The organism is Actinoallomurus sp. NPDC052308, from assembly GCF_040679195.1.
In the GTDB taxonomy this organism is placed as follows: Bacteria; Actinomycetota; Actinomycetes; order Streptosporangiales; family Streptosporangiaceae; genus Actinoallomurus; species Actinoallomurus liliacearum.
In genome coordinates, this window is record NZ_JBFAUM010000028.1 from 22302 (window position 1) to 31779 (window position 9478).

At 72.0% G+C, this 9478-nt stretch carries 10 protein-coding genes; 4 read left to right on the plus strand and 6 right to left on the minus strand.

What is annotated here, in order from left to right; all coding sequences use genetic code 11:
• Positions 1-22: 22 nt before the first annotated feature.
• From AB0L00_RS37945 to AB0L00_RS37960, 4 genes are all read right to left on the minus strand, one after another.
• Positions 23-568 carry an SDR family oxidoreductase gene (locus tag AB0L00_RS37945; RefSeq protein WP_364442294.1) on the minus strand — a complete coding sequence of 182 codons (546 nt, stop codon included), beginning with the start codon at positions 566-568 and terminating at the stop codon, positions 23-25.
• 37 nt (positions 569-605) lie between these two features.
• The gene (locus tag AB0L00_RS37950; RefSeq protein ID WP_364442296.1) at positions 606-1004 is read right to left on the minus strand and encodes a PaaI family thioesterase; all 399 of its coding nucleotides are present in this window, start codon (positions 1002-1004) and stop codon (positions 606-608) included.
• A gap of 129 nt (positions 1005-1133) precedes the next feature.
• Positions 1134-2465 (minus strand): glycogen debranching protein, encoded by a 1332-nt coding sequence (locus AB0L00_RS37955; protein ID WP_364442298.1) that lies wholly within the window; start codon positions 2463-2465, stop codon positions 1134-1136.
• A gap of 207 nt (positions 2466-2672) precedes the next feature.
• Positions 2673-3866: an ROK family transcriptional regulator gene (locus AB0L00_RS37960; protein ID WP_364442300.1), complete on the minus strand. Its 1194-nt coding sequence runs from the start codon at positions 3864-3866 to the stop codon at positions 2673-2675.
• A gap of 284 nt (positions 3867-4150) precedes the next feature.
• On the opposite strand from AB0L00_RS37960, the gene AB0L00_RS37965 reads away from it, so the two are divergent.
• Positions 4151-4954 carry a helix-turn-helix transcriptional regulator gene (locus AB0L00_RS37965; protein WP_364442301.1) on the plus strand — a complete coding sequence of 268 codons (804 nt, stop codon included), beginning with the start codon at positions 4151-4153 and terminating at the stop codon, positions 4952-4954.
• Between the two features lie 18 nt (positions 4955-4972).
• On the opposite strand, the gene AB0L00_RS37970 is transcribed toward AB0L00_RS37965, so the two are convergent.
• Positions 4973-6097 carry a globin domain-containing protein gene (locus tag AB0L00_RS37970; RefSeq protein WP_364442303.1) on the minus strand — a complete coding sequence of 375 codons (1125 nt, stop codon included), beginning with the start codon at positions 6095-6097 and terminating at the stop codon, positions 4973-4975.
• A gap of 440 nt (positions 6098-6537) precedes the next feature.
• Here AB0L00_RS37970 and AB0L00_RS37975 point away from each other — a divergent pair, with 440 nt between their 5' ends.
• Positions 6538-7266, plus strand: coding sequence for a gamma-glutamyl-gamma-aminobutyrate hydrolase family protein (locus AB0L00_RS37975; protein WP_364442304.1), 729 nt, complete (start codon positions 6538-6540; stop codon positions 7264-7266).
• 211 nt (positions 7267-7477) lie between these two features.
• A complete protein-coding gene (locus AB0L00_RS37980) occupies positions 7478-8263 on the plus strand; it encodes an enoyl-CoA hydratase/isomerase family protein (protein ID WP_364442306.1) in 786 nt (261 codons plus the stop codon).
• Between the two features lies 1 nt (position 8264).
• Here the strand turns inward: AB0L00_RS37980 and AB0L00_RS37985 are convergent, their stop codons facing one another.
• Complete coding sequence (locus tag AB0L00_RS37985; protein ID WP_364442307.1) at positions 8265-8876, minus strand: TetR family transcriptional regulator; 612 nt, start codon at positions 8874-8876, stop codon at positions 8265-8267.
• 133 nt (positions 8877-9009) lie between these two features.
• Between AB0L00_RS37985 and AB0L00_RS37990 the strand changes: the two genes are divergently transcribed.
• Positions 9010-9360: a hypothetical protein gene (locus AB0L00_RS37990; RefSeq protein ID WP_364442308.1), complete on the plus strand. Its 351-nt coding sequence runs from the start codon at positions 9010-9012 to the stop codon at positions 9358-9360.
• Positions 9361-9478 lie beyond the last annotated feature (118 nt).

A 9478-nucleotide genomic window follows, 5' to 3' on the forward strand; every position in this document is an offset into this window, starting at 1 on the left:
ACAAACTGGCCGTCGAGGCCGCTCAGAAGAAACGGCGGGCGCCGGGGTGGTCCTGGGCACCGTCGACGGGGACGTTGACGCCGTTGATGCCGCTCCCCCGTGGGGACAGCAGGAAGCAGGCCGCGTCGGCCACCTCGTCGAGCGTGACCAGCCGCCCGGCGGGGAAGTCCTCCCGGCCGCCGCCGCGCCGCTCGAAGTGCGGCACGGCGCAGCGCACGGCGTGCGCGGCGTGCAGGACGTTCAGCGCGTAGGTCGCCGTCCAGTCCTCGGGCGTCGACTCCAGGAGGTCCCCGCCCCGCGCGCCGCCGGCGTTGGCCACCAGGAGGTCGAGACCGCCCAGCCGCTCGGCCGCGTCGTCGATCGCCCGGCGCAACTGCTCGGGATCGGTGACGTCGGCGACCGCGCCGTACGCGCCGAGGTCCGTCGCCGCCTTCGCCAGGCGTTCGGGATCCCGGGCGCAGACGGCCACCGACGCGCCCTCGGCGATGAGCGAGCGCGCGATGCCGTACCCGATGCCCGCCGAGCCACCGGTGATGAATGCCGTCTTTCCCGACAGGCCGAGGTCCACAGGCGTCGCCTCGATCGTTTCTCGTGTTCCGGCCGGCCTAGGGCTTGAGGAGGACGGCCTGGGTCTGGGTGGTCTGGGCGACTCTGCGGCCGTCGTCGTCGTACAGGTCGGTCTGCACGACGATGGTGGTCCGGCCCGTGTGCAGGGGGCGGGCCACCGCGCGTACGTCGCCGTCCCGCACGCCGCGGAAGAATCGCGTGCTCGTCTCGACCGTGGTGGTTTTCGCGCCCGGCGGCAGGTTGAGGAAGGCGCAGGCGGCGCCGACGCTGTCGGCGAGCGTGATGAGCGCGCCGCCGTGCATGACGCCGCCGGCAGTACAGCGCTCCGGCGCCCAGGGGAGCCGGCCGGTGACCTCCTCGGCGGACGCCGACTCGATCACCAGGCCGGTGGCCCCGGCGAACGGCATGGCGGACAGGAGCTCGTCAGGGGAGATCATGCCGACAGTCTGCCGCCGCCGGTGCCGCCGTCCATTACCCGCCGGGTAATGGAGCCTCGGCGCGGGGACGGCGCTGCCGGATGGCGGCGGAATGCTCGTCTGAGGCTGTTCGGCGGTGGTGCCCGCCCCTCAGCCGGCGGCGAGGTCGAGGGCGACCGCGGCGGTCCAGGACTGGGGTCTGCTGCCGAGCGGGTGCGCGGTGAAGGGCTGGTAGTACTCCGCGAAGACCCCGTCGGTGAGTTGATAGAGCGCGGCCTCGCGCAGCCGGTCCGCGGCGTCGTGCTCTCCGGAGCGCTCCAGGCCCCAGATGAGCAGCAGGTTCATCGGCGGCCACTGCGGGCCCCGCCAGTACCTGGCGACGTCGAACTCGGGCGCCTCCGGGCTGGTGCTGGGCGGCAGGGGATAGGCGAGGTCCGGGTTGCCGCACCAGGCGGGGGAGTGCAGCAGGTCGACGAGGCGGCGACGGCGGTCCGCGTCCAGGCCGCCGGACAGGAGCGGCGCGAACCCCGCGAGCGTCTTCGTGCGCAGCGTCCGGTCCGAACGCAGGTCCACGTCGGCCGCGAATCCGTTCTCGTCGGTCGTGCCGAGCACGCCGCGGCGGAAGCGCGCGGCGTAGCCGAGCAGTTCGTCGCCGGCGCCCAGCCCGAGCTCGTCGCCGACCCGGGCGAGATCCTCGTTCGCGGCCGCGAAGATCGCGCTGGCGAAGACGTCGGCCACCCGGAAGCTGAGCGACTTGCGCGCCAGCTCGTCGTCGTAGCGCGCCTGCCGCAGCTCCTCGATCAGCCACTGGTACTTGACGTAGTCCGCGTCGGTCGGACGCTGCGACTGCTCGCCCAGCGCCTCGAGGTCGGACCGGCGGAACGGCCGGAAGCCGGGGTCGGGGACCACGTCGGCGTACGGTTCGTCCCAGCGAGGGGAGTTGTCCATCCCGCTCTCCCAGCCGTGGTAGATCATCAGCAGCCCACGGCCGTCGGCGTCCCGCTGTTCCGCGAGGTAGCGGTGCCAGGAGAGCAGCCGCGGCCACAGCGCGCGGGCCCGGGCGGCGACGTCGCGTCGTTCGGCGGCCCCGGCGCCGCGCGCGGCCTGCAGGATCCGGAGCAGGGCGAGCGCGTGCACCGGCGGCTGGATCAACCCGCTGGTCGCGGCGTGGTCCGGGGCGTACGGCGAGGTCTCCTGCGCCGCCCAGCGGTCCGGGCCGGGCTCGTACAGCGGAGCGTTGGCGGAGAAGACGATGTGCGGGACCATGCCGTTGCCCCACTGCGCGGCGAACAGCGTCTCGAGCTCGGTCAGCGCCCGGCTCGCCGACATCCGCGCCAGCCCGACCGCGATGAACGCCGCGTCCCAGCTCCACATGTGCGGGTAGAGCCGGGGAGCGGCCACCGTGAGGGAGCCGCGGTCGTTGCCGCGCAGGACCTCCGCGGCCTGCTCGGCGACCTCCGCGCGGCTCAGTCGCCTGACCACCCAAAGTCGATGGCGTTCGGGTCTCGGTCTGTCGCTGTCGGCCATCTCGTTTCTCCGCCGCATCGGGAACTTAGTCCATCATGATGGCAACTTCGTCCGCGATCACGGACATAGTTGCTAAGGACGATCCTCCGCTCCTGTTCCGGACATGACAAGTGGCGTGCGTGTAACCGCTGTGTAACTTCCGTAACGGCGCGGAAACGGGGCTCAGCATTCGGAGCGCAGCGGCTCGGCCGCGGCGATCCGGGCGTCGACCGCCTTGGGCGAGAAGACGTGGTCGATGACCATCGAGGCCGCGCCGACCACCCCCGCGCGTCCGCCCAGGTGTCCCTCGCCGATGTGCAGGCCGCGCGTCGAGCGGTACTGCACGCCGCGGAAGACGACCTCGCGGATCTCACCGACGAGATGCTCGCCCGCCCCCGCCAGCGAACCCGCGACGATGAGGGAGCCGGGGTTCACGACGCTCACGACCACCGCCAGGACCTGGCCGAGCGTGCGCCCGGCCTCCCTCGTGAGGCGGACCGCCTCAGGATGGCCGGCCAGCGCGAGACGGGCGACGTCGGACGCGTCGCGGACCGATGGGTCGTGGGCGGCGAGCTCGCGGGCGAGCGCGGCGCCGCTCGCCACGGCGGCGAGGCAGCCGCGCGAACCGCACGAGCAGGCCACGTCCTCCCGGCCGGGAACCCGGACGTGGCCGATCTCGCCCGCCGCTCCGCCGACGCCGCGCAGCACCCGGCCGTCCTCGACGATGCCGGCGCCGATGCCGGTCGCGACCTTGACGAGCAGGACGGGCGGCGCGTCCGGGCCGGCGGCGGTGTACTCGCCGAGGGCCATGACGTTCGCGTCGTTGTCCAGCAGGACCGGGCCGGGGAACTCCGCGGCCAGCGCGGCGGGGATGTCGTACCGCTCCCATCCAGGGGCGATCGGCGTCTGGACCGTACGGCCCGTACGGACGTCCACCGGGCACGGCAGGCCGACTCCGACGCCGCAGACCTCGGCGACCGACCGGCCGCAGTCGGCGAGGAGGTCGCGGAACCGCGACGTCACCCAGGCGATGGCCTTCTCCGGTCCTTCGGAGCTGAGTGTCCGGCCGGTCGTCTCGCCGAGCGCCCGGCCGGCGAGATCCGTCACCGCCACCCGGCCGTGCGTCGCCCCGAGGTCGGCGGCGAGCACGACGGCCGATCCTTCGTCGATCTCCAGGAGGCTGGGCCGTCGACCACCGGTGGAGGCGTCGACGCCTCCTTCGCGGACATAACCGGCGTTGACCAACTGGTCGACGCGCTGCGCGACCGTGGACCGGGCCAGCCCGGTGAGCTCCATGAGGTCGCGGCGGGTGCGGGCCGCGCCGGCCCGGATGAACTGCAGGAGGTGACCGGCCGAGGGCGCGCTGACATTCGGCATGCCGTCGACCCCCTCTCCTCGGCGGCGCGCGGCGGGAGCCCGGGGACACCACGGGCGGGACGCGCCACCGAGAGGAATTTTCCCACGACGCGCCGCGCCGCCGCGCCGTCCGGTAGAGGGGCGACGCATCGTGCCGCCGGCCGAGGCACCGCCCTGCCGCGCCGTCCGGCGGCGCGGCGCCGCGCCGCGTCATGACGTCGGCCGAGGCGTGGCGCCGCGTCATGGCGTCGACTACCCGGGGGGTAATGGCCGAGGGCGGGTGGGCCCGATACCGTCTGGACGTCATGGCCACCATTACGCTCACACGCCCCGTCGGCGACCTGCTGCGCGACTGGCGTCGCCGCCGCCGACTCAGCCAGCTGGAGCTGGCCCTCGAGGCCGATGTCTCCACCCGTCACCTCAGCTTCGTCGAGACCGGCCGCTCCCAGCCGAGCCGCGAGATGATCCTGCGGCTCGCCGAGCGACTGGACGTTCCCCTGCGCGAGCGGAACGACCTGCTGATCGCGGCCGGGTACGCGCCGCTGTACTCGCAGCGTTCGATCGACGCCCCGGAGATGGGCCCGGCCCGGCAGGCCCTGGTCAGGGTCCTGGACGGCCACGAGCCGTACCCCGCGCTGGTGGTGGACCGGTTCTGGAACCTGGTGATGGCCAACAACGCCGCCATGCTGTTCCTGGAGGACGTGTCCGACGACCTGGTCCGGCCGCCGGTCAACGTCCACCGGCTCGCCCTGCATCCCAAGGGTCTGGCGTCCCGCGTCGTGAACCTGCCGGAGGTGCGCGCGCATCTCGTCGCCCGGATGGAGCGTCAGGTGTCACTCACCGGCGACCCGGAGCTGGCCGCGCTGCACGAGGAGACCAAGGCGTACGGTCCCGACGTCGAGGAGGACGCGGTTCATCAGCCGGCGCACGACATCGCGCTGCCGACGATCCTGCGGTACGGCGACCAGGAGCTGAGCTTCTTCAGCACGGTGACGACCTTCGGCGCGGCCGCGGACGTCACCCTCGCCGAACTGGCCGTCGAGGCGTTCTTCCCCGCGGACGACGAGACCGCCGCCGTGCTGCGCCGGCGCGCGGAGTCGGGCGAATAGAGGTCGCGTCTCGCGACCTCAGCGGTCCGGCGCGTCGTAGTGGATCCGCTCGGCCGGGACGCCGAGTCGCTGGAGGTTCGTGACGGTCCGGGAGACCATCCCGGTCGGTCCCGCGACGTACACGTCATGACCGGACCAGTCCTGGAACCGGTCGAGGACGTCGGACACCGGCCCCCGCGCGTCGCCGTGGCCCGGCTCCTCCGAGAGGACCGGCACCAGGTGGAGCCTCGGCCGCTCGTCCGCGAGCGCCCGCAGGGCCGGCAGGTCGTACAGGTCCGCGGCCGTGCGCGCCCCGAACAGCAGGTGGACGTCATGGCCCTCCCGGCTCCGGAGGGCCTCCTCCGCCAGCGCCTTGAGGGGACCGAGCCCGGTGCCGCCCGCCACGCACAGGACGTCGCGGTCCGATTCCGCGTCCAGGACCATGCCGCCGGAGGCCCGCCCCAGCAGGAGTGCGTCGCCGACCCGGGTGTGGCGGACGAGCGCCCCGCTGACCCATCCGGCGGGCAGCGCCCGTACGTGGAGGCGCAGCAGTCCGTCGTTCCCAGGTGCGTTCGCGATCGAGTACGTCCGCCAGACCCGAGGCCAGCGGGCGGTCTGGACGGAGAGGTACTGCCCGGCGCGGTAGGGCAGGGGTTCACTCGGCCGTACGGTCAGCACCGCGATGTCGGCGGTCCGGCGATCGTGCTGGACGACCTCCCCGATCCACCAGGGCGGTGCCTGCGCCGCGTCCTCTTCGGCGGCCTGAATCATGATTGCGGCGGCGGTGTCGAACATCGCCGTCCAGGCCGTCTCCATCTCCGCGGTCCAGGAATCGCCGGCGTACGCGCGGAGCGTCGCCAGGAGCGCCCGGCCCATCGCGTCGTAATGGGCGGGGGCGATCCCGAACTTGCGATGCTCCCGGCCGAGCCGGGTGAGGAAGCCGGAGAAGGTCTGTGGGTTGTCCAGACTTGCGGTGATTTGAGAGAGTGCGTCGAACATCCGATGGCGTTGCGCGGCCATGCTGGAGGGAAAAAGTGCGCGGAGTCGTGGATTCTCCGCGAAGAGGCGCCCGTAGAAATAGGCGATGCTTTTTTCCGCGTTCGGTTCGATGAGTGCGTAGATTTCCTTGATCATCCGAGGTTTCAGTGATTCCACTGATTCCATCGCCCGTTCCCGTCGCTCGTTCCCGCGCTGCCCCGTATCGCGAGTTTCGCATCTCACCAGGGAGAACATCAACCGGTTGAGGGGATTGAATTCCGAGATGTACGAAGCGTAATCGACTGCGGATTTCGCGGGATCGCAGGGTAAATAATGATGATTCTCGGATACTGATCGGTATGCAATTGGCTCCGGCGTGCGCCTGGCTGCATACTGGGAACGATAGAAGAAATATCTACGGGTTTGAAGGAACCTCTACTTCGGATCACCCCTGCGTACGCAAGGATGTACCCGCGACTCTGGGTCATCCGCGTATAGGGCGAGAGCCTCACGGGCCGGGCGGACTGGACGCCCGGCGCGACACGCGCGCGTCGCCGGGTCCCGCATGCGACATCATGACCCGGGTCGGCGAGAGACCACCGCAGGAGTTCGGGAGGAGGCTCTGAATGGCAGGGTCGACGTACGGCACGGGGCCCGCCCTGATCGGAATCACCACCGAGCTGGAGCCCGCGCGCTGGAGCGACTGGGTGCGGGAGGCGGCCCTGCTGCCCGTGTCCTACCTCCGCGCGATCGAGCGCGCCCGTGCCGTGCCCGTACTCGTCCCGCCCTCGATCCGCGCCGCCGTCCCCGTGCACGTCGAACGCCTCGACGGATTGGTCATCGCGGGCGGCGCCGACCTCGACCCCGGCCTGTACGGCGAGCAGCCGCACGAACGGACCGGCCCGCCGCAGCCCTATCGGGACGGTTTCGAACTGACGCTGCTGCGCGCGGCGATCGACGCCGACCTGCCGTTCCTCGCCATCGGGCGCGGCATGCAGGCGCTCAACCTCGTCCGGGAGGGCAGCCTGATCCAGCACCTGCCCGACGCCGTCGGCGGGGACGCCCACGCCCCGGCCTCCGGGTGGACCGGCAGGCACCGGGTTCAGTTCAGCCCGTCCAGCACGCTGGGCCGGATCCTCGGCGAGCAGGCGGAGGTGCCGACCCGCCACCATCAGGCCGTCAAGCGCCTGGGCAGGGGACTCGCCGCGGTCGGCTGGTCCGAGGACCAGGTCGTCGAGGCGGTCGAGCTGCAGGGACACCGGTTCGGCGTCGGCGTGCAGTGGCACCCCGAGGAGGGCGACGACCCGCGCCTGTTCGAGGCGCTGGTCCGCGCGGCATCCGACGACCGCCACTGAGCGGCCTTCCGCCGGGCCGGGGCCGCCGGACCGCCACTGAGCGGCCTTCCGCCGGGCCGAAGCCGCCGGGCCGAAGCCGCCGGACCGTCGCTGCGCGGTTCCCGCCGATGCCGGGGCCGGCGGGTGGCCCGACGCCGCACGCGACCCGGGCGCGAGCGGGCGATGATCTTCTGGCGTAGGCTCGGGCCAGCCGGACGCGGAGGTCGGATCGATGAACTACGAATCGTACGAGCGGCTGCGGATCGACTGGGCGCGCGACGGCGTCCTCCGCATCACGATCAGCGCCCCCGAACGCCTCAACGCCGTCGACGCGACCGGCCACCGGGAGCTGGCGCAGATCTGGCGGGACGCCGACGCCGACGACGAGGTGCGCGCCGTGATCGTACGCGGGGCGGGAACCGCGTTCTCCGCCGGCGGCGACCTGGCCATGATCGAGGACATGATGGCGGACTACGACGTACGCTCCCGCGTCCTGCGCGAGGCCCGCGACATCGTCTACAACGTCATCAACTGCGGCAAACCGGTCGTGAGCGCCATCCAGGGACCGGCCGTCGGCGCGGGCCTGGCGGTCGCCCTGCTCGCGGACATCTCGGTCGCGGGCCGGACCGCCAAGATCATCGACGGCCACACGCGGCTCGGTGTCGCCGCCGGCGACCACGCCGCCGTCATCTGGCCGCTGCTGTGCGGCATGGCCAAGGCGAAGTACCACCTCCTGCTCTGCGAGCCGCTCACCGGCGAGGAGGCCGAGCGCATCGGCCTGGTCAGCGTCTGCGTCGACGACGACGCCGTGCACGACAAGGCCCTCGAGATCGCCGGACGGCTCGCGGACGGCGCCGCCCAGGCCATCGGGTTCACCAAGTACGCCCTCAACAACTGGCTGCGGATGGTCGGCCCCACCTTCGACGCGTCCCTGGCCCTGGAGTTCTACGGCTTCGCCGGCCCTGACCTGCGGGAGGGCGTCCAGGCCCTCCGGGAGAAGCGGCCGCCCCGCTTCTGAGCTACGACGCCGCCGAGCCGGCCGCCGGCGGGCCGGCGGCCGCGTCGGTGTCGGGCAGCCGCAGATAGCGCGCGACCAGCCGCGCCAGGCGCTCGGCGATGACGTCGGCCGGATCCGTCGGCAGCATCACGTGACTCATCGTCAGGCGGATGACCGCGTCGGCGAGCTCGGCCACCTCGGCGGCGTCGAGCCCAGGCCACTGGCGTACGGCATGGCTGACGATGCGCTCGCGCGCGGCGAACAGCACCGGTTCGGCATGAGTGGTCATCAGGGGCAGCAGGTCCTCGCTGCCCTCACCGGTCAGCGTGGCCTTCTTCAACGGGTCGTCGGCGGCGGTCCGCAGCGTGTACGCCACGGCGGCCGCGACCGCGGAGTACAGGTCGGCGTGGTCGGACAGCGCCGCGTCCACGCCGTCGAGATAGCGCTCGTTCTCCCGGAGGTTCAGCGCCTGCGCCAGGCCCCACTTGTCCCCGAACTCGTTGTAGACCGTCTGCCTGCTGACCCCGACCGCGTCGGCGACGTCCTGCATCCGCACCCGGCGGAACCCGCGCTCGATGATCAGGTCGGCGGCGGCGTCGAGCAGGTCTTCGCGGAGTCGGCGACGTTGCTGCATGCTCCCAGATTCCCAGAGAGACGGCGGCGCGGGAACATCCGTGTCATCCGCCCGGCGACGCGGCGGAAATCGTGTCATCCGCCCGGCGGTGCGGCGCGTCCTTCTTCATGTGGTGACGACAAGGAGAGACGTGATGAAGGTATGGCCTCCGGGCAAGACCCATCGCCCGGTCGCCGGTCCGCTCACCCAGCGCGCGTCGCGTCGTCACGAGTCCGACCTCGCGGGCTGGGTGATCCGCGACGAGAAACTGCTGGTCGACAGCAGATTCGGTGGCGACCAGGAGCTCTACCGCGCCTGGCGGGACCGCCTCTGGCGGGAGATGCACGACGCCGTACACGATTCCCGGCCGGTGCGAAAGAGCACCGACGATGAGGAATATGTAGTAATGGCGGCATTCGGTGGCGACTGGGCGCAGTACCGTGTCTGTCGTGACCGACTGCAAGAAGAGCTGTGGCAGATCATGAAGGTCACCGACCGGCGCTGAGCAGCGCCCCACGGACCGCCGCGCGGCCGGGGTGGGCCCCCCCCCCCCCCCCCCCCCCCCCCCACCCCAGGACGAAACAAAAAAAAAACGGGTAGAAACACAAGGGTGGGGTAGGGGT

Coding starts and splice junctions, on each gene's coding strand:
- AB0L00_RS37980 (WP_364442306.1), top strand. CDS start 7,478: ATGAACTACGAATCGTACGAGCGGCTGCGGATCGACTGGGCGCGCGAC.
- AB0L00_RS37960 (WP_364442300.1), bottom strand. CDS start 3,866: ATGCCGAATGTCAGCGCGCCCTCGGCCGGTCACCTCCTGCAGTTCATC.
- AB0L00_RS37970 (WP_364442303.1), bottom strand. CDS start 6,097: ATGGAATCAGTGGAATCACTGAAACCTCGGATGATCAAGGAAATCTAC.
- AB0L00_RS37975 (WP_364442304.1), top strand. CDS start 6,538: ATGGCAGGGTCGACGTACGGCACGGGGCCCGCCCTGATCGGAATCACC.
- AB0L00_RS37985 (WP_364442307.1), bottom strand. CDS start 8,876: ATGCAGCAACGTCGCCGACTCCGCGAAGACCTGCTCGACGCCGCCGCC.
- AB0L00_RS37965 (WP_364442301.1), top strand. CDS start 4,151: ATGGCCACCATTACGCTCACACGCCCCGTCGGCGACCTGCTGCGCGAC.
- AB0L00_RS37990 (WP_364442308.1), top strand. CDS start 9,010: ATGAAGGTATGGCCTCCGGGCAAGACCCATCGCCCGGTCGCCGGTCCG.
- AB0L00_RS37950 (WP_364442296.1), bottom strand. CDS start 1,004: ATGATCTCCCCTGACGAGCTCCTGTCCGCCATGCCGTTCGCCGGGGCC.